At 65.1% G+C, this 24,335-nt stretch carries 26 protein-coding genes and 2 tRNA genes; 12 read left to right on the plus strand and 16 right to left on the minus strand.

What is annotated here, in order from left to right:
• Window positions 1-182: 182 nt before the first annotated feature.
• The 5 genes from BM282_RS02105 to BM282_RS02125 form a co-directional block, all read right to left on the minus strand.
• On the minus strand, window positions 183-2,321 hold the full coding sequence (locus tag BM282_RS02105) for a DUF7845 domain-containing protein (protein ID WP_089877304.1): 2,139 nt from the start codon (window positions 2,319-2,321) through the stop codon (window positions 183-185).
• A gap of 69 nt (window positions 2,322-2,390) precedes the next feature.
• A tRNA-Pro gene (locus tag BM282_RS02110) sits at window positions 2,391-2,463 on the minus strand.
• Window positions 2,464-2,513: 50 nt separating this feature from the next.
• Window positions 2,514-4,379, minus strand: a complete 1,866-nt coding sequence (locus BM282_RS02115; RefSeq protein ID WP_089876329.1) for an SLC13 family permease — start codon at window positions 4,377-4,379, stop codon at window positions 2,514-2,516.
• Between the two features lie 117 nt (window positions 4,380-4,496).
• A complete protein-coding gene (locus tag BM282_RS02120; protein WP_089877306.1) occupies window positions 4,497-6,557 on the minus strand; it encodes a DEAD/DEAH box helicase in 2,061 nt (686 codons plus the stop codon).
• Between the two features lie 125 nt (window positions 6,558-6,682).
• On the minus strand, window positions 6,683-8,053 hold the full coding sequence (locus tag BM282_RS02125) for a cytochrome P450 (protein WP_089876331.1): 1,371 nt from the start codon (window positions 8,051-8,053) through the stop codon (window positions 6,683-6,685).
• A 95-nt stretch (window positions 8,054-8,148) separates the two neighbouring features.
• Here BM282_RS02125 and BM282_RS02130 point away from each other — a divergent pair, with 95 nt between their 5' ends.
• Complete coding sequence (locus tag BM282_RS02130; RefSeq protein WP_089876333.1) at window positions 8,149-8,826, plus strand: helix-turn-helix domain-containing protein; 678 nt, start codon at window positions 8,149-8,151, stop codon at window positions 8,824-8,826.
• A gap of 48 nt (window positions 8,827-8,874) precedes the next feature.
• Here BM282_RS02130 and BM282_RS02135 read toward each other — a convergent pair whose 3' ends face one another.
• Window positions 8,875-9,255: a cupin domain-containing protein gene (locus tag BM282_RS02135; RefSeq protein WP_089876335.1), complete on the minus strand. Its 381-nt coding sequence runs from the start codon at window positions 9,253-9,255 to the stop codon at window positions 8,875-8,877.
• A gap of 93 nt (window positions 9,256-9,348) precedes the next feature.
• Here BM282_RS02135 and BM282_RS02140 point away from each other — a divergent pair, with 93 nt between their 5' ends.
• Entirely contained in the window at window positions 9,349-10,524 is a 1,176-nt protein-coding gene (locus tag BM282_RS02140; protein ID WP_089876338.1) for a CBS domain-containing protein, read from the plus strand.
• A gap of 15 nt (window positions 10,525-10,539) precedes the next feature.
• Here the strand turns inward: BM282_RS02140 and BM282_RS02145 are convergent, their stop codons facing one another.
• Entirely contained in the window at window positions 10,540-11,283 is a 744-nt protein-coding gene (locus BM282_RS02145; protein WP_089876340.1) for a competence/damage-inducible protein A, read from the minus strand.
• A gap of 184 nt (window positions 11,284-11,467) precedes the next feature.
• On the opposite strand from BM282_RS02145, the gene BM282_RS02150 reads away from it, so the two are divergent.
• The 3 genes from BM282_RS02150 (at window position 11,468) to BM282_RS02160 (ending at window position 12,890) form a co-directional block, all read left to right on the plus strand.
• Window positions 11,468-11,671, plus strand: coding sequence for a hypothetical protein (locus BM282_RS02150; protein WP_245758271.1), 204 nt, complete (start codon window positions 11,468-11,470; stop codon window positions 11,669-11,671).
• Window positions 11,672-11,863: 192 nt separating this feature from the next.
• The gene (locus BM282_RS02155; RefSeq protein ID WP_089876342.1) at window positions 11,864-12,343 is read left to right on the plus strand and encodes a redoxin domain-containing protein; all 480 of its coding nucleotides are present in this window, start codon (window positions 11,864-11,866) and stop codon (window positions 12,341-12,343) included.
• A gap of 115 nt (window positions 12,344-12,458) precedes the next feature.
• Window positions 12,459-12,890, plus strand: coding sequence for a GlcG/HbpS family heme-binding protein (locus tag BM282_RS02160; RefSeq protein ID WP_089876344.1), 432 nt, complete (start codon window positions 12,459-12,461; stop codon window positions 12,888-12,890).
• Window positions 12,891-12,992: 102 nt separating this feature from the next.
• On the opposite strand, the gene BM282_RS18365 is transcribed toward BM282_RS02160, so the two are convergent.
• Both BM282_RS18365 and BM282_RS02165 read right to left on the minus strand, forming a co-directional pair.
• The gene (locus tag BM282_RS18365; RefSeq protein ID WP_175501335.1) at window positions 12,993-13,151 is read right to left on the minus strand and encodes a hypothetical protein; all 159 of its coding nucleotides are present in this window, start codon (window positions 13,149-13,151) and stop codon (window positions 12,993-12,995) included.
• A 449-nt stretch (window positions 13,152-13,600) separates the two neighbouring features.
• A tRNA-His gene (locus BM282_RS02165) sits at window positions 13,601-13,673 on the minus strand.
• Between the two features lie 117 nt (window positions 13,674-13,790).
• On the opposite strand from BM282_RS02165, the gene BM282_RS02170 reads away from it, so the two are divergent.
• Entirely contained in the window at window positions 13,791-14,315 is a 525-nt protein-coding gene (locus BM282_RS02170; protein ID WP_089876346.1) for a redoxin domain-containing protein, read from the plus strand.
• Between the two features lie 72 nt (window positions 14,316-14,387).
• A complete protein-coding gene (locus BM282_RS02175; protein ID WP_089876347.1) occupies window positions 14,388-14,843 on the plus strand; it encodes a DUF5814 domain-containing protein in 456 nt (151 codons plus the stop codon).
• Window positions 14,844-14,879: 36 nt separating this feature from the next.
• Here the strand turns inward: BM282_RS02175 and BM282_RS02180 are convergent, their stop codons facing one another.
• From BM282_RS02180 to BM282_RS02190, 3 genes are all read right to left on the minus strand, one after another.
• Window positions 14,880-15,287 carry a ribbon-helix-helix protein, CopG family gene (locus tag BM282_RS02180; protein ID WP_089876349.1) on the minus strand — a complete coding sequence of 136 codons (408 nt, stop codon included), beginning with the start codon at window positions 15,285-15,287 and terminating at the stop codon, window positions 14,880-14,882.
• A gap of 84 nt (window positions 15,288-15,371) precedes the next feature.
• Window positions 15,372-16,004 carry an RPA family protein gene (locus BM282_RS02185; protein ID WP_089876350.1) on the minus strand — a complete coding sequence of 211 codons (633 nt, stop codon included), beginning with the start codon at window positions 16,002-16,004 and terminating at the stop codon, window positions 15,372-15,374.
• Complete coding sequence (locus BM282_RS02190) at window positions 16,005-16,934, minus strand: replication factor A (RefSeq protein WP_089877310.1); 930 nt, start codon at window positions 16,932-16,934, stop codon at window positions 16,005-16,007.
• 198 nt (window positions 16,935-17,132) lie between these two features.
• Between BM282_RS02190 and BM282_RS02195 the strand changes: the two genes are divergently transcribed.
• Both BM282_RS02195 and BM282_RS02200 read left to right on the plus strand, forming a co-directional pair.
• Complete coding sequence (locus BM282_RS02195) at window positions 17,133-17,411, plus strand: DUF7091 family protein (protein WP_089876353.1); 279 nt, start codon at window positions 17,133-17,135, stop codon at window positions 17,409-17,411.
• Window positions 17,405-18,430: a mannose-1-phosphate guanylyltransferase gene (locus BM282_RS02200; RefSeq protein ID WP_089876355.1), complete on the plus strand. Its 1,026-nt coding sequence runs from the start codon at window positions 17,405-17,407 to the stop codon at window positions 18,428-18,430. Before BM282_RS02195 ends, BM282_RS02200 begins: the two co-directional genes overlap by 7 nt.
• 29 nt (window positions 18,431-18,459) lie before the next feature.
• Here the strand turns inward: BM282_RS02200 and BM282_RS02205 are convergent, their stop codons facing one another.
• On the minus strand, window positions 18,460-18,966 hold the full coding sequence (locus BM282_RS02205) for a Tfx family DNA-binding protein (protein ID WP_089876357.1): 507 nt from the start codon (window positions 18,964-18,966) through the stop codon (window positions 18,460-18,462).
• Between the two features lie 168 nt (window positions 18,967-19,134).
• Window positions 19,135-19,626: a TRAM domain-containing protein gene (locus BM282_RS02210; RefSeq protein ID WP_089876359.1), complete on the minus strand. Its 492-nt coding sequence runs from the start codon at window positions 19,624-19,626 to the stop codon at window positions 19,135-19,137.
• A 102-nt stretch (window positions 19,627-19,728) separates the two neighbouring features.
• Between BM282_RS02210 and BM282_RS02215 the strand changes: the two genes are divergently transcribed.
• Window positions 19,729-20,418, plus strand: a complete 690-nt coding sequence (locus tag BM282_RS02215; RefSeq protein ID WP_089876361.1) for a hypothetical protein — start codon at window positions 19,729-19,731, stop codon at window positions 20,416-20,418.
• A 24-nt stretch (window positions 20,419-20,442) separates the two neighbouring features.
• On the opposite strand, the gene BM282_RS02220 is transcribed toward BM282_RS02215, so the two are convergent.
• Window positions 20,443-21,438, minus strand: a complete 996-nt coding sequence (locus tag BM282_RS02220) for a radical SAM protein (RefSeq protein ID WP_089876363.1) — start codon at window positions 21,436-21,438, stop codon at window positions 20,443-20,445.
• Between the two features lie 154 nt (window positions 21,439-21,592).
• On the opposite strand from BM282_RS02220, the gene BM282_RS02225 reads away from it, so the two are divergent.
• Together BM282_RS02225 and BM282_RS02230 are read left to right on the plus strand one after the other, a co-directional pair.
• Complete coding sequence (locus BM282_RS02225; protein WP_089876365.1) at window positions 21,593-22,735, plus strand: DUF373 family protein; 1,143 nt, start codon at window positions 21,593-21,595, stop codon at window positions 22,733-22,735.
• A 78-nt stretch (window positions 22,736-22,813) separates the two neighbouring features.
• A complete protein-coding gene (locus BM282_RS02230) occupies window positions 22,814-23,266 on the plus strand; it encodes a hypothetical protein (RefSeq protein ID WP_089876367.1) in 453 nt (150 codons plus the stop codon).
• A gap of 9 nt (window positions 23,267-23,275) precedes the next feature.
• On the opposite strand, the gene BM282_RS02235 is transcribed toward BM282_RS02230, so the two are convergent.
• Window positions 23,276-24,118 carry a polyprenyl synthetase family protein gene (locus tag BM282_RS02235; protein ID WP_089876369.1) on the minus strand — a complete coding sequence of 281 codons (843 nt, stop codon included), beginning with the start codon at window positions 24,116-24,118 and terminating at the stop codon, window positions 23,276-23,278.
• Window positions 24,119-24,335 lie beyond the last annotated feature (217 nt).

The following is a 24,335-nucleotide window of genomic DNA, read 5'->3' on the forward strand; positions in this document are numbered from 1 at the left end:
CTTTACTCACACCCCTAACGGAGAAGTGGGGGTACCCCCGGCGAAATTCGAAGCCGCCGCTCGTCGGTCTCGACGTCGACGCCGCGAACACCTCACTAAAAAATCAGGAACGGGCCGTAAAAGCGGAAACTGTTACCGGTAGTTGGTAGGTAGAGTAGTGTTGCCACTCACGAGACACCGCGTCAGCCGTACGACGGAGTCACCGAGTAGTTCCTCGGCAGGAGCTTTTTCAGCGCCCTCCAGTCGAGATTGAACCGCGAACCGTCTGCGAGCGTCATCTCGATCTCGAACTCACGGGCGAACCTCGGCATGTCCTCCCCGGCGACCTGGGCCCACTTCATCGCTCCCGCGCGGATGAGGCGCTTCGCATCGTGTCGGTCGCTCGGCCTCCAGCCGAACTCGAGGACGTCGCGGTTCCCACTACCATCGTACTCGTTGACGTCGTCGACGTAGTGATCGAGCCACCGGCTCCACGGATCGTCGTCGCCGAACGTCTCCGCGCGCACCAGGTCGTCGGCCGCTTGCTCGAGCGTGTTCTCTACAACTGCGCGGGCGGACTCGATGTGTTCGACGACACCCTGTGCGATGTGCTTCGAGGCGAGTTCGACGGAGCCGTAGTCATGCTGGACGATACCTCCGAGTCGCTTCATCGACTTGTAGCAGGTACTGATGTGGACGCCGATCCGTTCGGCGAGGTCGGCTGGTGAGACGTGACCGCCGTCGGTGAGGAGTTCATCAACCACGTCGACATCAGTCTCAGTGAGGTTTCCGGCGACAGCAAACCGTCGAACCTCTTCGTCCTGCTGTTGAGCGATTCGCGGCAGAGGGTCGCTGATGAGCTTACGGAATCGGCGACTGCCCGTGACGGAGAAGTAGTCGTCGGCGACGAACACCTGGTGGTCCGGGGTAATCGGGAGGTCGGACCAGCGGAGCAGGTTGAGCAGTCCCTCATCGAGTTCGCGCTCGAGGCGTTCCAGGTCGTCCCAGTAGAGCGTGTCGTCGTATAGGCCGTGCTGGAACGAGACGCCGAGCTTCGGGTTTTCGAGTGCCGTTCCCGCGTTCGCGTCGGGCTTCCGCATGTGGTAGTGCTTGAACTCCTTCGGGAGTTCGTGGCCACCGACCAGGGCGGCTGCGCGCATCGCCCCGATCGTGGCGGTGTGGTAGTGTCCGGCGCACTCGCGATCGTCCCGAACAGTCTTCGAGTATCCCGCCCGCTCGCGACCGAGGAGCAGCGAGATGCGGTGAAGCGTACCGTCAAACGCGTAGACCTTCCCTGTCAGTTCGTTCGCGACGCGCACGTAGTATTCTGCGTCGGTGATGTTCGACGATTCGTGAGTCTGGTCGGGGTGGCAGGCATCCGCATCAATCGAGGTGTACGAGTTCCATCCGAACTCCTTCTGGCGCTCTCGAAGGACGTCAAGTGCGTCGTGGAGCAGGTCGGCGTACTGATCGAACTCGAAGTAGCTTCCTTTGATATCGACGTCGACGCCGAGCAGGTCGTGCGGGTTCGAGATCGGATTATCGTTGATCGACTTCATGTTCGGCCACCGGGGAGATACGTTGAAGAAGGCCCGTTGCCGGTTCTCCTGTCCCGCAGCGGCGTAGCTGTCGTACGCGCTAGGGTAGATGTAGATTAGTAACTCGACCGGATCTTCGAGTCTCCAATCCCACGGACCGAGGTCCGAGTCGTCGTCTGGAGGTGCGATACCGCACTTTTTCGTCTGGAACGCAATCGTCCAGTCCTCGTCATCGAACTCGAGACCCGCCCGAAGCTTTCCGTACTCCTCGAAGTCGTGCATCTTACTCAGGGAAACGAGCCCGAAGTAGGTACTGAGGGCGTTGTCGTACTTGAGATAGGCACTGAACTCGTGAGGCTGTCCGTTGATAAACTGACGAACGTCGAATCCGTCGCCGTTCCGCATCGTACGGGCTCGCGTGCCTCGAATCTCTTTCTCTCGATACTGCTGGTAGTCGTCGCACGAGTAGAGATGATCCTCAGGCTCGTCGCGCGCGGTATGCTCTTCGCCACAGAAGCGACAGGCTGAGACTGGTTCCTTCGAACAGTCGTCGTGCGCCTCGAGGACGGCCTCATCATCGAACGGAACGCGGCACCAGCGACAAGTAGCGAACTTCTGCGAGAGTATCTCTTCTCGCTCGGATTCGTGGTCATGGTCGTCCAGGTCGGCGCCGTCGGTGCCTGCACTGACGCGTAGACTGTCACTCGCGTACTCGACGCTCCGAGTGACGGAGTCCTCGTCGTCAGAGGTGACAGGTTCGGCACCTCCGAGGAAGTCAAGCGGATCGTCGACGTCCTCAGACACGCCGATCACCTCCGCTCGTGGTCGAAGTAGCAGAACCGGCAGAATACGCTGGTTCTTTTAAGGTGGGTATGGGACCGCCCGGATTTGAACCGGGGTCACGGGCACCCAAGGCCCGAAGTATACCAGGCTAACCCACGGTCCCGCGTTTACTCGTCGGTCGGTCCTCCGGTAAAGCGTTTCGTTCGACAGCGACTACGGCGTGAGACCCCATAGCGCGGCGATTCCGAGCGTCGTGACCCCCGCGAACAGCAGTTGCAGCGGGGCCCCCACGCGCAGGTAGTCGGTGAAGCGGTAGCCGCCGGGACCGTAGACGAACAGGTTCGTCTGGTAGCCGACGGGCGTCATGAACGCCGTCGATGCGGCGAAGGTGACGGCGAGGATGAACGCGAACGCCGACGCGCCGAGCGTCTGTGCGGCCTCTACGGCGACGGGAATCATGAGGACGACGCTCGCGTTGTTCGAGACGACGTTCGTGAGAAGCGCCGTGACGAGGTAGAACACCGCGAGGACGCCGAGAAGGGGGAGGAACTCGCCCGTCATCACGACGAACTCCGCCAGCAGGGCGGCCGCCCCCGAGTTCTCCATGGCGATGCCGAGGGGGATGACGCCCGCGAGGAGGAAGATGACGTCCCACTGGACGGCGTCGTACAGTTCGGTCGGTCGGAGACATCTCGTCACGACCATCGCCAGCGCCCCGGCGAGCGCAGAGACGACGATGGGGATGACGTTCAGCGCCGCGAGGCCGACGACGACGGCGACGATGCCGATGGCGACCGGAATCTTCTCCTCGCGGTAGTCGTGCCGCTCTATCTCCTGGGCGACGATGAAATCCCGATTGTTGTCGAGACGCCCGATGCTCTCTGTCGTCGCCTGCACGAGGAGGGTGTCACCCACCCGGAGCGTGATGTTGTCCATCCGTCGGCGGATGAGTTCTCCACCGCGTCGCAGGGCGAGGACGGTGGCGTCGTAGCGCTGTCGGAAACTCGCCGACGCGAGCGACTCGCCGACGAGCGACGACCCCGGTGCGACGACGAGTTCGACGAGGTTCTGTCCCGTCTCGCCCGCTTCGAGTTCCGCTTCGTCGACGGTGACGTTCGGGACGAGGTCCATCCCCTCCACGTCCAGGAGGTCCACGAGCGTGTCGCGGTCGGTTCTGAGCGCGAACACGTCGCCCGCCTGAATCTCCTTCGGGCCGAGCGGTTCCAAGAACACTTCGCCGCCGCGGATGAGTTGGATGAGGTCCACGTCGAAGTCCGTCTCGACGAGCGCGCGCTGGACCTGTTGGCCGACCAGCGGCGAGTCCGCGCGGACGGTCACCTCGGTGAGGTAGTCGCTCATCTCGAACTCCTCGGTCAGGTCGCGTTCGGGCTTGATGCGTTCTGGCGTGAGCCACCGTCCGGCGGTGAGGAGATACACCGTTCCGACGGCGGAGACGATGAGGCCGAGACTCGTGAACTCGAACATCGTGAACGACCGACCGATGAGGCGACCCGAGAGGTCGGAGGCGAGGATGTTCGTCGAGGTGCCGATGAGCGTGAGCATCCCGCCGAACATCGAGGCGTACGAGAGGGGAAGCAAGAGCTTCGAGGGCGAGGTGCCGCCGCGTTCGGCGAGGTCCGTGACCATCGGGAGGAGGATGGCGACGGCGGCGGTGTTGTTGATGAATCCCGAGATGGGGCCGACGACGCCGATGGTCGCGGCCAACTGCCGACTCTCGCTGTCGCCCGTGAACGACGCGATTTTCGCGCCGAGCATCTGGACGATGCCCGTCCGCTGGACGCCCTCGCTCAGGATGAACATCGCCAACACGGTCAGCGTCGCCGTACTGGAGAACCCCGAGAGCGCTTGCCCCGGGTAGTTCTCGGGGTCGAAAAGCGAGAGCGGTTCCGCGAGGAGACCGAACGCGACGAACCACTCCGAGGCGGGTTGGGCGAGCATCAGCGCCACCATCACGCCGAGTGCGGTGACGTCCACGGGAACCGGTTCGGTGGCGAAGAACACCAGCGCCACGAGGATAATCGCGGAGACGACGACGATACTCGGCGTTATCGTTACCACGTAGTCACCCGACGTACCGACGGCGGAAAAGGATATAGGTCCGAGACGGACGCCGTGGCCCGATTTCACGTGTTGCGGACGCGACTCCCGTCGGCTTCCGGTCGTCGCTCGCCCCGGCTACAGGTCGTCGTCCGCGAGTTCCATGTCGGCGACGAGTTCGTACGGACTCATCCCCTGCCGGATGCCGTCCAAGATTCGGAAGGCGTCCTTCGGCGCGAGGAAGTGCCGACAGACCGCTCTCCCCAGCGGCGTCGGCTCGAAACCGTCGATGAACTTCCACTCCAGCAGTTTCCCGACGGCGTGCTTCGTCGGCACGTCGCCGAGCATCCGGTCGTTCAACCGTTTGGCCTTCTTGCCCGCGACGGTGATATTCGCCAGCGTCTCTTCGGCGGCGGCGGACTCGTCGTAGACGGTCATCACGTCCTCCATCTCCCCTTTCAGGAGTTTGAACGCGACTTCGTCTTCGGTCATCTCCATGGAGTTGTGGTAGGAGGCGTCGGCTTCGACGAGGAGGTAGACGGTCCCTTTGTCGTGGTAGTCGGGTCGGCCCGCCCGTCCGAGCATCTGCTCGAACTCCTGTACGGAGAGCCACTCGATACCCATCGCCAACGTGTCGAACACCACTTGCGAGGCGGGGAAGTCGACACCGGCGGCGAGTGCGGCGGTGGTGACGACCGCAGCTAAATCCTGGTTGCCGAACATCCGTTCGACCTTCTTGCGGCGGCGGTAGTCCAGTCCGGCGTGGTACGGCGCGGCGTCGTACTCCAACTTCCTGGAAATCTCGTGACAGCGACGACGAGAGTTGGTGAACACGATGGTCTGGCCGCGATACCCCTTCGAGGACTTCGTGTCGAACTCCCGCCGAACCAGTTTGTTGATGATGTCGGGTTTCTCCTGGCCGCTGGCGAACGTGACGTGTCGTTCGATGGGGACGGGGCGCTCTTCGAACTCGATGAGCGTCGCGCGAAGCTTCTGCGCGAGGGCTTCGGGGTTTCCGACCGTCGCCGAGAGGTAGATGTACTGCGCGCCGTCGTAGTAGTCGCGTCGCTTCTCTCGTTCCTCGCAGTAGTGTTTGAGCCGAGAGATCATCCCGTCCAAGCGGTGCCCGCGTTCGTCCTCTTTGAGCGTGTGCACCTCGTCGATGACGACGGTGCCGATGTCGCCGAGGTCCTTGCCCGTCCGCAGGGCGTGGTCGATACCTTCGTAGGTGCCGACGATGATGTCGGCGTTCGGGTCGAAGCGGTTGCCGTCGTCGTTGATGCGTGACGCGCCGACGCGGATGGTGACGTTCAGATGGTCGCCGTATCGCTCCTCGAAGTCCTCGTGCTTCTGGTTCGCGAGGGCGACCAGCGGAACCAAAAAGAGCATCTTCCCGTCGCCGTTCAGCGCGCGGTTGACGCCCGCCAACTCGCCGACGAGCGTCTTCCCCGTCGCCGTCGCACTCACGACCAGTTGGTCGCGTTCTTCGAACAGTCCGTTCTCGACGGAGAGCGACTGCACCGGCAGGAGGGTGTCGAAGCGGTCTTCGACCATCGACTGGAGCGTCGGATTCAGGTCCAGCGACGAGGTTGGAACCAAATCGACGTCGTCCGTCGTCGCCGAGACAGTGTCGAACTTCGTGAGGTCGGGGTCCAGTCCGCCCTTCAGGAGGTTCGAGATACGGCCGAGGTCTTGCGTCTCCAAGAGGAGCGCTTCGAGGCGCTCTTGGGCCGCTTTCGTCATCGTTCCCGTGCCCGAGAAGTCGAGTTCGCGTTCGAGCTCGCGCCGCGCGCAGTCCGGGCAGATGTGTTCGTTGTCGGCCTTGATGGCCGTGTCTGCGGTTATCGGCGAGTAGCGGCCGTTTGAGGCGCAGTAGCGGCAGGTCCGGACGACGAGGGCGTCGAGTTGGTAGCCGTCCAGCATCTCGCGGAACTCGTCGCGGCGGGCTTTGGAGGTCTGTTGGGAGATGCGGATTCGGTCTGCTCTGCGGGCGAGTTCGACGAACTGACTCGGGTCGCGGGGGTCGTCCGACGACCCGCGTTTGACGCGGAACTTCGCGGGCCGGGGACCGGCGTTCGTCTCTTGCAGTTCGAGCACCGCGCGGAAGACACGCTCGCCGTCCCGTTGGACGACGACGAGGAAGTCGTCGTTCGTCTCGTGGACGAACAGCGTGTCGACGCGGCCGACCTGTTTAGACACGGGCGTTGGTACGAGGACGGGGTATTTCAGGGGTTCGTCTGCGTCCGTCACGTTCGGCTCTCGACGCGGGCCGCTCGCGCCAGCGTCGAGGGTTCCTCGGGACGAGCGGCCGTCCCACGAGCCGCCTACCGACTCCCGTTGGACGCTTCGTCCGCCGACCGCTCGTGGACCCTCGCTCGCACGTCCTCTTTCGGCCGTGACGTGATCGTCGGAACGACCTCCAGATTCCGGTCGGAGACGAGTTCGAGGTGGTGGTCCTGATAGAGGGTCGCGAGGATGAGTCGCGCTTCGAGCATCGCGAACCGGTCGCCGATACACCGGCGCGGCCCGGAGCCGAACGGAAAGTACGCGAGCGGCGGGAGCGACTGTTTGAACTCCTTCGTCCACCGTCCCGGTTCGAACGCCAGCGGGTCGTCGTACCACCGCGCGTCGCGGTGGACGACCCACTGGTCCATGAACACCTTCGCGCCCGCCGGAATCGTGTAGCCGCCGATTTCGTCCGGTGCTTCGGCCTCGCGAACGATACCCGGAACCGGCGGAAAGAGTCGCATGGACTCTTCGACGACCTGCTCGGTGTATTCGAGGTCGGAGAGGTCGCCCATCGTCGGCCGCTCGTCGCCAAGTTCCGAGTCGAGTTCGGCGACCAGTTTCGCCTCTATTTCGGGGTGTTGCGCGAGGAGGTGAATCGTGTACGTCAGCGAAACCGCCGTCGTCTCGTGGCCCGCCGTGAGGAGCGTAATCGCCTCGTCGCGAATCTGTTCGTCCGACAGCGAACTGCCGCCTTCGTCGCGCGCCGCGAGCAACATCGAGACCACGTCGTGTTCGCCGGGGTCTGCACGCTTTCGCTGGATGATGTCGTCGACGACGTCGTCGAGCGTCTCACGGGCGGCTTTCATTCGCCGCCGAGACGGGAGGGGAACGCCCTCCGGCAACAGGTAGTTCGGAAGGCTCGTCGTGGCCGGCAGGAAGTCGTTGACCGCGTTTTCTATCTCCTCGACGTGTTCGTCGATGTCGACGCCGAACAGCGCCTTCGAGACGATTCGGAGGGTCAGCTCCATCATATCCTCGTGAACCCGCCGCGTCTCGCCGTCGCTCCAGCCTTCGAGCATCTCCTCGGTCAGTTCGGTCATCATCTCGGCGTACACCTCGATGCGGTCGGGGTGGAACGCGGGCTGGACGAGGTGGCGGTTCCGCCGCCACGCCTCTCCTTCGCTGTTCAGGATGCCGTTTCCGAGCAACGGGCCGAGCAACCGCTGAAACTGTTCGCCCTTCACGTAGTTGGTGTTGTTGTGGACGAGCACTTGGCCGATGTACTCGGGGTCGTTCAGTTGGTAGGTGTGCCCTCGGTGCGTCTGCCAGTGGACGATGTCGCCGTACTCCTCGGCCACGCGTTCTCTGAACTCCAGTCCGCCGAGTATCGACTGCGGCATCGCCCCGACGACGGGGAGTCCCGTCGGTCCCGGTGGAAACTCGCTAACCGCTGGTTCGTCGCTCATCTACCGAGTTTGGACGCGTTCCGTGCCGTTGAGAATTTATTCTAACATGCTAGGTACGTATATGACCCGCCTCCGTACGCACGGCCGTTCACCGCATGCTCCGATACGCGACGCTCTCGCTCTCCGGCGAAGCACGAGCCCCGATGTTCGACGTGTTCGACGGTTCGTCGGCCGTCTCCCTCGAGTCGACGCGGTATCTCGGGCCTATCGAGGACGGACAACACGTCGGCCTCTCCGACGTCAGGGGGAGTCTCACGGCGGCCAGAGAACTGCTGGCGGCGAACGACGACGTCCTCCAGTACGACGTCGCGGGCACCGACGCACGCGGTATGGTCTACGCGCACTATCGAAGCGCCGACCCGATTACGGACCTGCTCGAAATCCTCTATCGCCGCGATATCGTCCTCGACTGGCCGGTAGACCACCGACAGACCGAACGCGGACCCGTGGTCCAGTTCTCCATCGTCGGAACGGACGAGGGTATCCGCCGAGCGACGGCCGAGATTCCGGACGTGGTCGCCGTCTCGGTCGAGCAGGTCGGTCGTCTGGAACCGCGAGTCGAATCCGACTCCGTGCTGACCGACGGGCAGGCCGCGCTACTCGACCTCGCACTCGAACACGGCTACTACGAGGTGCCGCGCGAGACGACGCAACGAGCGCTCGCCGAACGGGTGGGAGTCGCCCCGGGAACGGTCGCCGACCGACTCCAGCGAATCGAACGGCGTGTGATGACGGCGTACGCCGAGCGGAGCGCCGACTACGCGCCCGAGTGACGCTCCCCTCGTCGCTCACGAAACGACGAAAGGGCCGGACACGGCGAGTTACTCTTCGACCAACTCGATACTGTCGTTCCCATTAGGAACCGCACAGATGAAACTGCCCTCCTCCGCGGACTCGTTTCGGTACCAGTGGACGACGCCGGCGGGAATCAACAGCGAGTCGCCCGCGGACACCTCGTACTCCTCGTCCCCGATGCCGACGGTGTACGTTCCCGAGAGCACGTACTGCTCGTGTTCCACCTCGTTCGTGTGCTTCGGCACCGTCGCCCCGGCGTCTAAGACGAACCGGCGGATGGCGAAGTTCGGTGCGCCGTCCGACGAATCGAGGAGGACGCCCTTCGACATCCCATCGGCGGCACCGACGGACTCGTACTCGATGGACTCGGCGCGTTTCACGACCGACTTGGATTCGGAGTCGCTCATACCCTCCGTCGTTCTCGCGTCGGCCTAAATATTCGCCCACTGCCCCCCGAATCCGAGATTGGACTTATTAACCGGGACCGACTAGACAGTGCCATGCGAGGAATTCGTATCGGTCGTGTCTTCGGTATCCCGATTCAACTCAACCTCACGTTCCTCCTCGTCCTCCCGTTGTTCGCGTGGCTCATCGGTTCCGACGTGGCGCAGCTCGTCGGCGTCATCAACGGACTGTTCGGGTCGGCCATCGACGGGGCGGCGCTGACGGACGGGTCGCTCCAGTGGATACTCGGTTCCGCGGCGGCTATCGGCCTGTTCCTCTGTGTGCTGTTTCACGAGTTCGGCCACTCGCTCGTCGCCATGCGCTACGGCTACGAGATAGAGTCGATAACGCTCTGGCTGTTCGGCGGCGTCGCCAACTTCGTCGAGATGCCCGAGGACTGGAAGCAGGAACTCGTCATCGCCGTGGCGGGTCCGCTCGTCAGCGTCGGGTTGGGCGTCCTCGCGTATCTCGGGTTCGTCGTCCTCCCCACCTCTCTGGACGCGGTGAAGTTCGTCCTCGGCTACCTCGCGCTCACGAACGTCGTCCTCGCCGTGTTCAACATGCTCCCCGGGTTTCCGATGGACGGCGGACGCGTCCTCCGCGCGCTCCTCGCGCGAAAGCGGTCGCACGCCAGAGCGACCCAAATCGCCGCCGAGGTGGGCAAGGGGTTCGCCTTCCTCTTGGGCATCGTCGGCCTGTTCTCGAACCTGTTTCTCATCGCCCTCGCCTTCTTCATCTACATGGGAGCCTCCTCGGAGGCCCAGCAGACGGTGATGAAGGCGGCGTTCGAGGACGTGACCGTCCGCGACATCATGACGCCGCGCGAGAAACTCGACGTGGTGGACGTGCGGACGAGCGTCGCCGAACTGTTAGAGCGGATGTTCACCGAACGCCACACGGGCTACCCGGTGATGCGGCAGGGTCGTCTCGCGGGCATGGTGACGCTGAACGACGCCCGGTCGGTGAACGAAGTCGAACGCGACGCCTACCTCGTCGAGGACGTGATGGCCGACGAACTCGCCACCATCGGTCCCGACGCGGACGCGATGGACGCCATCACGGTGATGCAACAGCAGAACGTCGGGCGTCTCCCCGTCGTCGACGAATCGGGGGAACTCGTCGGCCTCATCTCGCGGTCGGACCTCATCACCGCGCTCAACATCATCCAGTCGCGCGGGTCGCTGTCGTCGATTCGCCGTCCCGACCCGACGGACGTGGTGGAAACGCGGTAGACGACGCTCTCCCCGCTACTCGGACTTCTCTCCCGCTTCGACCAACTCAACGCCGGCGTTCTCGACCAGCCACGACGACGCTTCGGCCAGTTCCGCCTCGTCCGTCGCGGTGAGTTTGATTCGCGTTCGCGTCCCCTCGCGGTTCGGGTAACTGCCGACGCGGACGCCGAAGCGAGACGCCACGCGGGCCAACGGGTCCGCCATCGCGCCCTCCGGTTGCGGCGTGTAGAACGTCTTCGCCGCCACCGTCCCGCCGAAGTCTTCGGCGACGTTCTCGAAGACGGCGCGCATCTCCTCGGGGATTCCGGGGAGGACGTAGACGTTCTCGGCGACGCACCCGGGCGCGAGGCCCTCGGGGTTCGGAATCGGCGTCGCCGCCGCGGGCATGGAGGCGTACCACTCGACGTTCAGGTCGAAGTCGATGTCCGGGCGGCGTTCGAGGATTCGCTCGATGGTCGCCTCCACGTCGGCGGCGGCGACGGGGTTCAGTTCCAACTCGCGGTCCAGTCCGGCGGCGACGCCCGCCATCGTCAGGTCGTCCGGCGTCCCGCCGAGTCCGCCCGTGAGGAGGACGGCGTCGAACGCGGCGGCCCACTCGCGCACCGTCTCGGCGATGACTGACTCCTCGTCGGGGACGGTCAGAACCCGCACGACGTTCACGCCCCGTTCGGTCAGTTCCCGGGCCAACCACGTCGCGTTCGTGTTCTCGATGTCGCCCGCGAGGAGTTCGTTGCCGACGGTCACGATAGCGACGTCCATGTCCGCACCTCGGTTCGCATCGGCATATCGGTACCGTGAGAACGAGGTGCGAACGCGGCACGAACGAAGCGGAACCGAGCGCGAACGAAGCGCGAACGACGTCCGAGGAAGCCGCTCCTTAACTCGAAACCGAAGAAAAGTACAGTCATCCGTAATTAAGTAGTTTGACTACGATTCGTCATTTATGCTGGGTGACTCGCCGTTCGACGACCGAATCGCCGACGTCCACTACGTCGCCTGCCGCGAGTGTGGCCACCTGTTCGAGACCATCGAAGACGACCACCTCACCGGCGACTGTCCGGGGGCGGTGACGACGCAGGTGGAGTACGCTCGTCAGTACCCGGACGCCCCCCTGGCGACGCGAGAATCGGTCGAGAGGTCGGCGTAGCGTCGACTGCACGAAACCCCGTCCGTCTCCGTCCGTCTCGAACCCCTCGCGACGGGCAGTAGTGCCGCCCGTCCGAACGAGCGAGCGTCCGCCACGAGGAGTCGGTGACGCGCGAGATGCGGGCCGAATTTGGGTCAGAGTTCGTGAACATCTCGGACGACACTCAAGTACTCCTCCTCCAACTCGACGGATATGGCCGCGACACTGACGCAGGACGTGCTCGACTTCGAACTCCCGAACGTCGGCACCGGACCCGAGACGTACTCGCCCGCCGACAGCGACGCCGACTACCTCGTTCTCCTCTTACAGCGAGACTACTACTGTCGCCAGTGCCGCCGGCAAGTCCAGAGCGTCAAGCGTCGGTACGACGAGTTCGAGGCGGCGGGGATGGAAGTCGTCTCCGTCCTTCCGAACGACCCCGACAGGGCCGTCGACTGGCAGACGACGTACGAACTGCCGTTTCCGCTCCTGGCGGACCCCAAGAAAGAACTGGCAGACGAGTTCGACCAACCGACGCGCTTCGGCGTCCTCGGCGCGTTGCACGACGTCATCGGCCGACTCCCCGAGGCACTCGTCGTCGACCTGTCGACCGGAGAGATACTGCTGGACCACGCCGGACAGTCCCGAGACGACAGACCGGACGTCGACGAGCTGCTGGCGTGTGCGGCGTGAGTTCGGCCGCGCGCGAGTCGACTCGTTCCCGCCAGAGAGACAGTTGCGATCGTTCTGGTAGTACTTCCTGACAGAGGACGAACATTCTTCGGGCAGCCGCCACAATCGCCGCTGGATGGTCACATCGATACCTCTCGACACGGCGAAAGAACTCGTCGAGGCAGCGGAGGAGCGCGCAGAAGAGATAGAGAACCCGATGGTAATCACCGTCGCAAACGACGAGGGCAACCTCGTCGCACAGCACCGGATGGACGACGCGTGGCTCGCGTCCGTCTCCATCTCGCGGAACAAAGCGTACACGTCCGCGGCGCTGGACACGCCGACGCACGAGTTGGCGGAAGCGTCACAGCCCGGAAACTCGCTGTACGGACTCCAGACCACGGACGAGGGCCGAATCGTCGTCTTCGGTGGCGGCTATCCGCTGCAGCGAGACGGTGACGTCGTCGGCGCTATCGGCGTCTCCGGCGGGGCCGTCGAACAGGACCGCGACGTCGCGGAGGCGGGCCTGGAACGGTGGGAGACGCTCGTCGAAGAAGGCTCGGCGTAGAACCGGACGGACGGTTCAGCGGGCGTCGTCCACGGACGCTGTGGCGGACCCCTCCGGTCGGATGCGGTCGATTGCGGCGCTACTCCCCCCCCGATGCCGCACTCACCGTCGGACCGGTTCCGACACGGTCGACTGAATCCACGCGTTCTCGTTGTCGCCGTCCTGGATGACGGCGACCGTATCGTCGGCAGACTCGTATTCGATGTACCGGTACTCCGCCTCTTCTGTCGGTTCGTCCGTCGGGTTCTTCGGTAGCTTCATTGTCGGTCTCCTTCCCCAGTGCCTTCCGCACGCCTTCGGCGTCTTCGGATATGCGTGTGTCTGACTAACACCTACTGCGTAGATAGATAGCACCGGCCGAGACGCGACGCTATACCCATAGTGTTGCTCGACGCGTCGGCTCCTCACGGAACGAGCGCTCACGGGCGATGAGCTTCGAGAGACGGCCTGCAGTGCGAGAATCGAACCCCACTCGCAACCTCGCTTCGCTCGGTTGCTCCCTGATTCAATTCTCTCGTCACACCGTTCTCCGACGACCGAGGGCATTCCTCGCGACGCTCGCTGACGCGAGCAATCGCTCGGCGAGTGGTCGTCGGAAGGAAGGTCCGGGTGCGAGAATTGAACCCGGTGCGAGACTCACTCCGCTCGTCTCGCGTGGCTCAATTCTCTGTACGGACTTTCGTCTGCTCACGTAGTTCGCAGACAGAAAGGTCCGGGTGCGAGAATTGAACCCGCGTCTCAGCCTCCACAAGGCTGAAGGATAGTCCACTACCCTAACCCGGACACGCATCTACTGGTATCCTCGTGTGACTAAAATACGTTACGACTCCGGTTTCGGACGCGTGCGATGCTCACACACGGCCGAATCGGGTTGATTGTCTCGCCCGCCGTAACTGTGGCATGCTACGCCTCGGAGACGAAGCACCGACGTTCTCGCTCCCCGGCACGGCGGGCGACGACGCCGACGAACACTCGCTGTCGGAGTACACGGACAACGGCTGGCACGTCGTTCTCGTGTTCTATCCGTTCGACTTCCACCCGGCGTGCATCGCCCAGTGGTGCGCGCTCCGCGACGCCGACTGGCTCTCCCTCCTCGACGACACCGTCGTCCTCGGCGTCGGCGGGGACAGCGTCTACGCACACGGGGAGTTCGCACGCGCGTACAACGTCGAGTTCCCGCTCCTCTCGGATTCGGACGGCGACGTCGCGGCGGCGTACGGCGTCCGCGAGGACGAGTTCGAGGGCCACCGCGACGTGCCGGGAATGGCGCTTTTCGTCGTCGACCCGGGGCGACGGATTCGCTTCGCGTGGCGGGGCGGTGCGGCCGACGCGGAACCCGACTTCGACGCCGTCCGGGAGGTGTTGGGCCACTCGGGCGACGGGCGCGGACGGTCGAGCGACGACACCGAGTCGGCGGACGCGTGAGACGCCGCGACACCGACCCCCGGGCGAGAGCGAGACTCTTTTGCCGCCGTAGGGAGGATATACGGGCGAACAGTGGCCATCACGGACAAGATATACCTGAAGAACCACCGCGAAATCGTCTCCCAGTTGGACGTGAACATCCCGAAAGGGGCGTTCAAGGGGGCGACGATGGACGTGCTCTACTCGGGTGAGGGACTCTCGAAGGTGGACGCGGCGACGCGTGACCGCCTGCTCGACTTCGCGAAGGACTTTCTGGACCCCGAGAACCCCGACGACCTGTACACGGGCTACCCCGAACGCCAGTTCGTCACGTACCTCCTCGAACTCCGCGCGCAGGGTCTCGGCCCGGACGCCATCGTCGACGTGATGGGCGACGAGTACATGCTGTACGCCTACCCCGGCGACGTGCTCTCCTTCCTCGACGACGCGGTGCGGACGCTGGAAGCCGTCGAGACGCTCTCGGACGTGGAGGGCGACGCCGAGATGGCGAAGAAAGCAAGAGAGGCGCGGCAGGCGCTCACCGGGTGAGCGCGGGCGTTGGGTCGGAGACGAGAGGCGGTGCGACTAGCCGAGACGGAACGACGGTTCGTCCGCGTCGGCGTCTAAGTCTTCCAGTTGGATGACTTCCTCTTCCTCGTCTTCGACCTGTTCGCGCAGGTAGTTGACGTAGCGTTTGTGTTCTTCGAGTTGTTCGCGGAGGTGGTCCGCTTCGAGTTCGAGACGCTCGTGTTCCCGGATGAAACTCTTCGGGACGCGGACCTTCGGCGGGAACGACTTCTCCTCGTCTGCGCCCATCTGGTCGAGTTCGTGTTCCGGGACGACTTGCACTTGGCCGTCGTGGGCAACGAGGGTGTCCACGTAGTCGCGGAAGACGGCCGACAGCGAGATATCCCGCTCTTCGGCTATCTCCCGAAGCGTCTCGAACGCGTCCTCGTTGACGCGAAACGAGATGGTCTTGTTCTTGTTGCCCATATGTCGTCCGAGAGTTGTCGCTCCCGGCTACTTAATGCTTCGTCAGACGCTCGCACGGGCGAAAAAGTCGGCTCGTGAGTCGGCTTACGTGCTCGGTTCCGGCGAGGCGGTGTCGGCGTCGTCGCCGCCGAGTTCGTCGCCGCCGGACTCGTCTAAGCTCTCCAAGGCGGAGACGGCCATCGACTTGTAGCGGTCGGTCGGCAGGTCGTACTCCTCGCGGGCCATGCGGGCGTACTCGTTGCCCTCGTCGTCGAAGCGTTCGAGACGCTCGACCGTTCGCTGCGCCGTCTCGACGACCCAGCGGTCACGCGTGGCGGCGTCGACGACGCTGATGGACTCCGGTCGGACGGAGACGTTCACCGACCCGTCGTCCGTCTCGTACGTCCGCGGCTTGCCGACGACGGAGACGTACGCGGGCGCTTCGAGGTCGCGGAGCGTGCTCGCGGCCTCTGGCTGGTACTGTCCGGCGTAGACGAAGAACGTCCCCGTCGGGTCGACGATGCGGCCGCGCCAGTACTCGTTGTCCTCGCCCACGTCCTCTTTCTCCGTCAGCGTGCCGACGAAGAAGATGCGGTTGGCCTTCTCTCCGCTCGGGAGCAGGAGGTAGACGGGGGCGCGTTCGTCGTCGGACTCTTTGAACGTGTAACTCGCGTCGTTGAACTCTTCGGCGAACACTCGCCGGGCGACCTCTCGGGTTGGAACTTCTTGGGAACTCATTTAGATCGACCTCGCTTTGATGAGGACCGCTTCGGGGTCCGCTGGTTCGGTCAGGCGTTCGGTGTCGTCGGCCAGCACGTAGCGTCCCAGTTCGGGGCCGGAGACGCGGTAGTACGTGCCGACGAGGTCGGTGCGCATTTCGTCGACGACGACGGTGGTGTCGAGTGCGTCCATCGCCATCTCCTGGGCCTCCTCCAGCGAAATTCCGGTGAGTTCTTCGGTCATCTCGCGACCGAAGATGACCTCGTGGACGGCGTCGCCGTCGTCCAAGACGCCCTTGATGCGCAGGTCGAACTCGCCGTCGACGTTGCCGTGTTCGTTACACCGGCCGTTCTGAAGGACGCGCGTACAGCCCTCCTCGGGGCACCGCTTGATGAGGCCGCTCCCGGACTGGATGTCCACGAGTGCGCCCTCGACGCTGGTGGAGTCGTCGCCCACCTCGATGTCCTCGTCGAGTTCTTCGATGCTGGTCGTCCGGTTGAGTTTCACAGAGAAGTTGCCCTGGTACTCGTCGGTGACGACGTTTCCGAGGCGGTACACCTTGCCCTCCTCCAGTTCGGGGAGTTCGGAGGTGGTGAAGGCGATGAACTTCATCCGCCCGGACTCGTCGCCGACGAGACCCACCTGCGAGACCGACTCGCTTCGGGGTTCCCACAGTTCGACGACTTTCACCGTCACGTCGACCCACTGTTCGTCCTGGTCGATGTCCGCGAGGTGGACCTCGTCGTTCCCGCCGCGGCCGAGTTCGTCGCGTTCGAGGCCCGCCTCGTCGAGGTAGCTGTTGACGACGGAGCGTCGCGCTTCGTCGACGGGGACGCGGTACTCGTCGACGAGGTTCTGGAGTCGGTCCTCGACGTCGTCCGCATCGACGTCCAAGTGGTCTGAAAACTGCTCTGCAATCTCCTCTGCGTGTGTTCGCAGGTCTGACATGGTTTCACTCGCCTCCACCTTGGTTTCCGTTGGGAGGCATACGTCGGTTGGCTCCCGATGGTTAATAAAGTATCGTACATCCCGAAACTGAAAACGGTCCCGTGTGGCTCCCTTCCTCCCGAATTCGGCCGCTTCCACGGTCCCGAATTCGGCCACCAACGGACCTATAGCCTCGGCGTCCCCATCGCTCCGTAACCGATGGACGACCGCCTCGAACGGTTCGTACGTGAGAAGTTCCGCGCCGCCGGCCGGCAGTACGCCCGCGCGAGAGACGCGTACAACGAAGGGAAACGCGGCGCGGACCCGCGCCTCCCGCGGGACGACGAGGGACGGGTTCGTCTCGTCTGCCGTCGCTACGCCGAACGCCGCGCCGTCGGCGTCGACACCGACGGCTATCCGGCGTGCTTCGAGGCCGGTCACCCCGACTGCGAGGGCTGTGCGGAGGACGTCCGAACGGGGGTCGTCGAGACGTGGTAGCCGACCCCGAGCGACCCGTCGTCGCCCTCGTCCTCGCGGGGGGGACCGGCTCTCGACTCTACCCCGCGAGTCGCGCCGACCGGCCGAAGCAGTTCCTCTCGCTTCTCGGCGACGACTCGCTGCTCTCTCGAACGGTCGAACGCGCCCGCGAGTTCGCCGACGACGTCGTCGTCTCCACCCGACCGTCGTTCGCCGACGAGGTTCCCGACCACGCCCCCGACGCCGAGGTGGTGGTCGAACCCGCCGCGAAGGACACCGGTCCGGCACTCGTCTACGCGACGCACCGGATTCGCGAACTCGTGGGCGACTGCGTCGTCGTCGTCCTCCCGAGCGACCACCGGGTCGACGGCGACTTCGCCGACGTGATGCGCCGCGGCGCGCGCGTCGCGAGCGAGACGGACTCGCTCGTCACGTTCGGCGTCGAACCCACCCGTCCCGACACGGGGTACGGCTACATCGAACCCGGCGCGTCGCGCGGCGACTACGCCCCCGTCGCGGCGTTCCACGAGAAACCGGACGCCGAGACGGCCCGGGAGTACGTCGACGCCGGGCACTACTGGAACGCGGGTATCTTCGCGTGGACGCCGGACGCCCTCCTCCGCGCCGCCCGCGACTCGCCGCTCTCGGAACTCGTGACCCGCCTCGGCGCGGGCGTCGACGCCGCCGAGGCGTTCGCGGACGTGCCCGAGGTGAGCATCGACTACGGCGTGATGGAGGGGACCCGAGAGGCCGTCGTCGTCCCCGCCGCGTTCGAGTGGGACGACCTGGGGTCGTGGGACGCGTTCGAACGCGTCGTCGGCCGCGACGAGGACGGCACCGTCGACGTCGGCGACGTGACCGTCAGAACGGTCGACGCCGTGGACAACGTCGTCGCGGGCGACGGCAAACACGTCTCGCTCGTGGGCGTCTCGGACCTCGCCGTCGTGACGTGGGACGACAGGGTGCTCGTCGTCCCGAAAGAACGCGCACAGGACGTTCGGACCCTCGTGAACGAGTTGAAGCGGCGCGGCGAGTTCTGAGGTCCGCGCCGGTCGTCTCTCTTCGCCGTCTATCCGTCGGCGGACCGGCGGACGCGCACGTCGCCGGTGCTCGTCACCCCGACGAGGACGGACTCGCGCACCTCGCGCCCGTGGATGGCGTCCCCGGCGGCGTCGGCGATTATCTTCATGAGGTCCGGCGCGGTGTAGTTCACCTTCACGCCCGCCTCGTCACAGGCGTCGTAGACGAGTTTCGGCACGTCGTACAGGTCCGCGCCCTCCTCCACGGCGACTTGGACCGGCGCGGTCAACGCCTCCGCGAACGCGATGGTCTCCCGCGCTTTCTCGACGTTCCGGCGGGCGCTCGACTCGATACTGGAGACGTTCGCGCGCGACGTCCCGAGGAGGTCGGCGATGGTCGACTGCCGAACGCCGCGTTCGCGGAGTGCCAGCACCTCGGCCTGTCGTCGCGTCAGGACGCTGTCGTCGGGGTCGAACCCCGTCTCCGCGAGGATGCTCGCGACGTCGACGTCGCCCCCGTCGCCTCGCGGGCGTCGCCCGCGGTCCGCGTCGTGCATGGACGGGCGTACGATTGCCGGTCGCAAAAAGCTGTACCGTCGCGGTCGTCCGCTGGCGGAAGACGGAACCGGCGGCCGAAGCGGCGATATGGGGCGCAAGTGCGGCGGGAGAAGAGCGAAGCGAAGGATGTGACTGTCCGTGGCGCGGCGCGGTGGGTGCGGTGCGGTCTAGCTACCCCAGAAGTTGTCTCGACTGCCGAGCGCAGTCGGACGCTTGGGTCCACCCTTTCTGTCGTCGCCGTCGTCGTCGTCGCTGCCGTCGTCGCCGGTGTCTCCGACGCCGCCGACGCCGCCCTCGCCCTCCTCGTTCTCTTCGTCGGGGTCGAGGGGGAGTCGCTCGACTATCTTCTTCGAGCGCGCGTGGTTGGACTTCACCTGGTCGATTCGAACGACGGCCCGTGCCTCGGGGAGGATGCCGTCGATGAGGACGATGAAGCCGTCTTCGGTCCGGCCGACGCCGGCACCGCTCTCGTGGATGTCGTCGACGGTGACGACGACGTCTTCGCCGGGCTTGACCGGTTGCTGTTTCAGGTCGCGGATGGGCTGTTCGTAGCTGTTGCACCACTCCGCTCCCGCGCGGTCACCGTAGTACTGGCACCCCATCCCGTTGATTCGCTCCGAGTACCGTGGACAGTCGTCCGCCAGCGGACAGTCTGACATGACGAAAGCTACTCTATGGCCCGTCTAAACGCTTCCGGGTGCCGTACCGACGCGACGGTCCGCAGACACAACGCTTTCACGCGCTTCTCCCCGAGTGTCGATATGACCCGTCGCGTCCCCGAGTTCGCCCTCGTCACGGGCGTCTTCCTCGGTCTCTCCGCCGTCGTGTTCGGTCTCGTCCTCGGGTGGGGTCTCCTCGCTACCGTCGTCCTCGCGGCCGTCGGAGCGTACCCGTTCGTCGCCTTCGGCCTCCTCCGCGACGACGACCCGGCGGACGTGATTCCGCCGGGCTGGGTGCTCGCCGTCGGGGTAGTGTGGGCCGCACTCGGCGTCGTCGGTGTCCTCCTCGGCGACCCCACGCTCTCGGGAGTCACGCTCGCCGCCTTCGTCGGCCTCCTCCTCGCGCTTCCACCGACGGCGTACGCCGTTCAGTTCGGTGCGGGCGTGAACCCGCTCTCCGGTCGGCAGACGCTCGCCGCCGGTCTGGTCGTCGCCGCGTCGTTGCTCCTCGTCGGACTGTTCTCGGCCCGGACGATACTCGGCGTCGCCGACGCCGTCATCGTCGCCGTCGCGACGGGCCTCTACGCCACCGCTCGCGGGGTCCGACTGGACGCGCGGACGAAGCGGTACGCGGCGGCCATCGGTGGCGTCCTCGGCGTCGGACTCGTCGCCGTCGGCGTCCTCTCCGGGGGTGCGCTCACCGACTGGGTGCTCGTCGGGATGGCCGTCGCGTTCACGCCGAGTCTGTACGTGGTGTTGTCGCGAAGTCGGTCTGCCTCGAGAAACAGGTAGGTCGGTCTGCGACGCGCGTCCGCTTCAGGCCAACGGCGTCCGCTCGACGACGGTTCCGTTCACCGTCGGATACTGCTCGACGATTTCGCCTTTCGGCACGTCGCCGTCCTGAATCATCTCCTCTAACAGCCACCACGCGACTTCGACGTGGTCGGACTTCACCGTGTAGAACTCCTCGGGGACGCCGAGTGCCTGCAAGTCGGCTTCGGTGACCCACGTCTTCCCGTAGACGAGAGTGCCGTCGTCGGTCACCTCGTCGAACGGGCGGCGGATGTTCTTCGCCATCCGCTTCAGGCGGTTGCGATGCTGGGCGGCGTCTTTGAACACCGAGGTACAGAAGTAGACGCGTTCGTGGTCGGCCATCTCCTCTAAGATGGCGTCTTTCGACCCGTCGACGGCGGACATGTGGCCCTCTTGGAGTTCGTACCCCTCCTCCTGCATCCGGCGGTAGTTGCCGTCCGACATCTCGAACTCGTTGACGTTACAGAACTCCGCCGCGCCCTCGTCCAAGAAGTCGAGGAACTCCTGTTCGGCGCGGATGCCCGGAATCTCGAACGCGGGGGTGAGACCCTCCTCGCGGGCGATGTAGAGAATCTCCTCCCATTCGGTGCCGTGCATCTCGCCCCAGAGTTCGTACGGCGGGTGGAAGCGAATCTCGTCCAGTCCGGCCTCGGCGAGGCGGCGCATGTTCTCTCTGCCACCCGTGATGCCCGTGTACAGATGGGTGTGGTGGTCCTCGCCGAACTCGTCTTTGAGGAGTTCGAGGTAGTGACACGTCTTGTCGAGCGCTTCCTGCGGTTCGCCGCCCGTAATCGACGTTCCGAGCGCTTCCATTCGCTTGGCCTCGGCGACGACGTCGTCGTCGGACTCGACCTTCCGTTCGTTGGCGTAGACGTCCGTGACGTTCTTGCGGTTCTCCCCGAGGGGGCAGTAGAAGCAATCGCGCTGGTCGCAGTAGCCGTAGACGAACAGCACCATCTTCCCTCCCATGGCGCACTGCTCACAGCCCTTCGAAATCATTCGTTGAAGTCACGATATACGTCCCACGGGCAAAAACGGTGCGAAACGCGGCTCACGGTTCGTCACGCACCCGCACGCCACCGACGTCGGGGGCGGATTCGCTCGCCGGCGCTTCCCCGAAAACAAATATAGCCCGACGGCATACGGACGCACGATGCTGTTGGTCCTCTGTATCGACCTCGACGACGACCTCGGCCGAAAGACTGGCTTCGAGACGCCAGTCGTCGGTCGGGACAGCGTCGAGGCGGCCGCCGTCGCCCTCGCGACGGCCGACCCGGAGGACTCCGACTCGAACGTCCTGTTTCAGGGCATCCACACGCACGACGAACTCGCCGCCGACGCCGAGGTGGACGAACAGGTCGAAGTCGCCGCCGTCACCGGAACGCAGGGGAGCGACGTGAAGGCCAACCGCGCCATCGGCGAGGAGATAGACCGCGTCCTCGCGGGACTCTCGACGGGCGAGAACGTGAGCGCCATCGTCATCACCGACGGCGCGCAGGACGAGTCCGTCCTCCCCGTCATCCGCTCTCGCGTCCCCATCGACAGCGTCCAACGCGTCGTCGTCCGGCAGGCGCAGGACCTAGAGTCCATCTACTACACGATGAAGCAGGTGCTCGCGGACCCAGAGACGCGCGGGACCATCCTCGTCCCACTCGGCATCTTGCTTCTCATCTATCCGTTCCTCACCATCGCGAGTCTGTTCGAGGTGCCCGGTGCCGTCGTCTTGGGCCTCATCTCCGCGCTCCTCGGCCTCTACACGCTGTTCCGTGGGCTGGGACTGGAGACGGTGGTCGACGACGTGGTGAACCGCGGCCGCGACGTCCTCTACGAGGGCCGGGTCACCCTCATCACCTACGTCGCCGCCCTCGCTCTCATGACCGTCGGCGGGTTCCGCGGCGTCGCCCTCCTGGAGGCGATTCGAGACAGCGCCGGCTCCGACCTCGCGCCACCGCTCATCCTCGCGGTCCTCGTCCACGGCGCCGTCCAGTGGTTCGCCGCCGCGGGAATCACCTCCAGTCTCGGACAGGTGACCGACGAGTACCTCGCGGACCGGTTCAAGTGGCGCTACCTCAACGCGCCGTTCTACGTCGTCGCCATCGCCATCGTCCTCTTCGCCGTCTCGGGCTTTTTCATCAACGTCAACGGCGTCACGGACGTCCCGGGCGTCCGACCGTTCTCGCCCGCCGACATGGCCGTCGGTCTCACCGTCGGCACGCTACTCGGCGTGTTCAGTACGCTGGCGTTCGCCATCGCGGAGTCTCGGTTCCCCACCGGCGCGGAACCGACGCGCGGGTGAGCGACGCTCGCGCGTTCGCCGCGGAACTGTCTGCCGATAGTAACGTTCATCGCCGCGGAGCGCCGTCTTCGAGACCAGATGCCCTCCAGCAGACGCCGACTCCTCGGTACGCTCGCAGCGGTCGGAACCGCCGGCCTCGCCGGATGTAGCGCCCTCGGGTCCGACGCGAACTGTACCTCGACGGTGACCGCGAACGACGACACCGACGTGGACGTACTCCGCGGCGCGACGGTTTCGGACGCCGACGAAACGGTGATTCTCGCGGTTCGCGTCGACGCGTCCGCGGTCGAAGACGGCGCGGCGGACCTCGTTACGGTCTACGACTACACGCGAAAAGAGACGACGATTCCGCTCGCAGACGCGGGCGAACCGGCGGACGACGGCGCGGTTCGCGTCTATCGGACGGCCCTCGGCGAACCGCCTCGACACGGTCGGTATCAGGTCGTCGCCCTCCGCTCCCGCGACTCGGCGTCGTTCGCGCCCGACCCGGTCGATAGGCTCACCCTCGACTTCCACTGCACGACGAACTGAGGAGGAGCGTCAGCGTTCGCGGACGACGACGAACTCCGCGAGGTCGCGCAGATAGCCGAGCGAGTCCGTTTCCCGCAACTCCGCGGCGTCGAGTGCGTCCAGCGCCTGGTCGGACTGGTCTCGTGCGCGTTGGTTCGCCTCCGTCGGCGTCAGTTCGGTCACCTGCACGACCGAGGGGCGGTCCATCTGTTCGTCCTGTCCGGTCGGTTTTCCGAGGGCGTCGGCGTCGGCCGTCGCGTCCAACACGTCGTCGCGTATCTGGAAGGCGACGCCGACGCGTTCTGCGTACTCGCCGAACGCTTCGACGGTGAACGGGTCGGCGTCGGCGGCGACGGCCCCGAGTTCGGCCGCCGCGCGGAACAGCGCTCCCGTCTTCCGGCGGGCGAGTTCCATGTACTCCTGTTCGTTCGACGGGCGAGCGACGATTTCGGTCGCCTCGCCCTCGCCGAGTTCGACCATCGATTCGGCGACGATTTGCATCGCCTGGTCGTTCGCCGAGAGGAGGGCGAACGCTTCGCCGAGGAGGCCGTCGGAGGCGATGATAGCGGGGCCGTAACCGTACTGTGCCCACGCGCTGGGCGTCCCGCGACGGACGTCGGACCGGTCGATGATGTCGTCGATGACGAGCGAGGCGTTGTGGACCAACTCGATGGCGACGGCGAAGTCGACGGCCGTCTCGGCGTCGCCGCCGCAGGCCTCGCAGGCCAGAATCGTCACGGCCGGGCGGACGCGTTTGCCACCCGCGAGCGCGACGTGCCCGAGTTCGTCCGCCAGTTCGGGTGGTTCGACCGCCTCGATGACCGCCGCCAGACGGTCTTCGACCATCGAGACCCGACGCTCCAGATACTCCATTACCCGTGGGTCAGGATGGAGCGACAAAAGAGGTTCCGAAACGGGGCGTTCTCACGCGGTCAGCGCGGCGTGTCCCGCCGACGCTACTGGAACTCGTCGATGAGTTCCGGAACGACCTGCGACCACCTTTTTCCGGACGCTCACGGGTTCGCGTCCGCAAAAATCTGGACCAAAAAAGCCGCTTACTGGAACTCGTCGATGAGTTCCGGAACGACCT

The sequence above is a fragment of the Halogeometricum limi genome, from assembly GCF_900115785.1.
Taxonomy (GTDB): domain Archaea; phylum Halobacteriota; class Halobacteria; order Halobacteriales; family Haloferacaceae; genus Halogeometricum; species Halogeometricum limi.

Coding starts and splice junctions, on each gene's coding strand:
- BM282_RS02140 (WP_089876338.1), top strand. CDS start 9,349: ATGCGAGGAATTCGTATCGGTCGTGTCTTCGGTATCCCGATTCAACTC.
- BM282_RS02135 (WP_089876335.1), bottom strand. CDS start 9,255: ATGAGCGACTCCGAATCCAAGTCGGTCGTGAAACGCGCCGAGTCCATC.
- BM282_RS02210 (WP_089876359.1), bottom strand. CDS start 19,626: ATGTCAGACTGTCCGCTGGCGGACGACTGTCCACGGTACTCGGAGCGA.
- BM282_RS02150 (WP_245758271.1), top strand. CDS start 11,468: ATGCTGGGTGACTCGCCGTTCGACGACCGAATCGCCGACGTCCACTAC.
- BM282_RS02195 (WP_089876353.1), top strand. CDS start 17,133: ATGGACGACCGCCTCGAACGGTTCGTACGTGAGAAGTTCCGCGCCGCC.
- BM282_RS02190 (WP_089877310.1), bottom strand. CDS start 16,934: ATGTCAGACCTGCGAACACACGCAGAGGAGATTGCAGAGCAGTTTTCA.
- BM282_RS02125 (WP_089876331.1), bottom strand. CDS start 8,053: ATGAGCGACGAACCAGCGGTTAGCGAGTTTCCACCGGGACCGACGGGA.
- BM282_RS02180 (WP_089876349.1), bottom strand. CDS start 15,287: ATGGGCAACAAGAACAAGACCATCTCGTTTCGCGTCAACGAGGACGCG.
- BM282_RS02130 (WP_089876333.1), top strand. CDS start 8,149: ATGCTCCGATACGCGACGCTCTCGCTCTCCGGCGAAGCACGAGCCCCG.
- BM282_RS02205 (WP_089876357.1), bottom strand. CDS start 18,966: ATGCACGACGCGGACCGCGGGCGACGCCCGCGAGGCGACGGGGGCGAC.
- BM282_RS02220 (WP_089876363.1), bottom strand. CDS start 21,438: ATGATTTCGAAGGGCTGTGAGCAGTGCGCCATGGGAGGGAAGATGGTG.
- BM282_RS02160 (WP_089876344.1), top strand. CDS start 12,459: ATGGTCACATCGATACCTCTCGACACGGCGAAAGAACTCGTCGAGGCA.
- BM282_RS02230 (WP_089876367.1), top strand. CDS start 22,814: ATGCCCTCCAGCAGACGCCGACTCCTCGGTACGCTCGCAGCGGTCGGA.
- BM282_RS02145 (WP_089876340.1), bottom strand. CDS start 11,283: ATGGACGTCGCTATCGTGACCGTCGGCAACGAACTCCTCGCGGGCGAC.
- BM282_RS02225 (WP_089876365.1), top strand. CDS start 21,593: ATGCTGTTGGTCCTCTGTATCGACCTCGACGACGACCTCGGCCGAAAG.
- BM282_RS02235 (WP_089876369.1), bottom strand. CDS start 24,118: ATGGAGTATCTGGAGCGTCGGGTCTCGATGGTCGAAGACCGTCTGGCG.
- BM282_RS18365 (WP_175501335.1), bottom strand. CDS start 13,151: ATGAAGCTACCGAAGAACCCGACGGACGAACCGACAGAAGAGGCGGAG.
- BM282_RS02185 (WP_089876350.1), bottom strand. CDS start 16,004: ATGAGTTCCCAAGAAGTTCCAACCCGAGAGGTCGCCCGGCGAGTGTTC.
- BM282_RS02170 (WP_089876346.1), top strand. CDS start 13,791: ATGCTACGCCTCGGAGACGAAGCACCGACGTTCTCGCTCCCCGGCACG.
- BM282_RS02155 (WP_089876342.1), top strand. CDS start 11,864: ATGGCCGCGACACTGACGCAGGACGTGCTCGACTTCGAACTCCCGAAC.
- BM282_RS02215 (WP_089876361.1), top strand. CDS start 19,729: ATGACCCGTCGCGTCCCCGAGTTCGCCCTCGTCACGGGCGTCTTCCTC.